The sequence below is a fragment of the Terrisporobacter mayombei genome (assembly GCF_020748465.1).
GTDB classification, from domain to species: Bacteria; Bacillota; Clostridia; order Peptostreptococcales; family Peptostreptococcaceae; genus Terrisporobacter; species Terrisporobacter mayombei.
On record NZ_JAHZMP010000154.1, the window covers coordinates 1 to 487 of the forward strand.

1 protein-coding gene and 1 pseudogene are annotated in these 487 nt (G+C 50.7%); both read left to right on the forward strand.

The window, feature by feature from the left end; genetic code table 11:
* On the forward strand, nt 1-335 hold a 335-nt coding region (locus K0039_RS25055), incomplete at its 5' end, for an HAD-IA family hydrolase (RefSeq protein ID WP_228106842.1).
* Nucleotides 328-487, forward strand: a pseudogene (locus tag K0039_RS25060) (tryptophan--tRNA ligase); the annotation flags it as partial. The gene K0039_RS25055 and the pseudogene K0039_RS25060, both read left to right, overlap by 8 nt.

A 487-nucleotide genomic window follows, 5' to 3' on the forward strand; every position in this document is an offset into this window, starting at 1 on the left:
CGCCGCTGCTCGAAGCCTTAGATATCGCCAAATACTTCAGCGTGGTGATTGGTGGTGATGATGTGCAAAACAAAAAACCGCATCCGGACCCGCTGTTACTGGTGGCTGAGCGGATGGGAATTGCCCCACAACAGATGCTGTTTGTCGGCGACTCACGCAATGATATTCAGGCGGCAAAAGCGGCAGGTTGCCCATCAGTTGGCTTAACCTACGGATATAACTACGGCGAGGCTATCGATCTCAGCCAGCCTGATGTAATTTATCAGTCTATAAATGACCTTCTGCCCGCATTAGGGCTTCCGCATAGCGAAAATCAGGAATCGAAAAATGACTAAGCCCATCGTTTTTAGTGGCGCACAGCCCTCAGGTGAATTGACCATTGGTAACTACATGGGTGCGCTGCGTCAGTGGGTAAACATGCAGGATGACTACCATTGCATTTACTGTATCGTTGACCAACACGCGATCACCGTGCGCCAGGATGCAC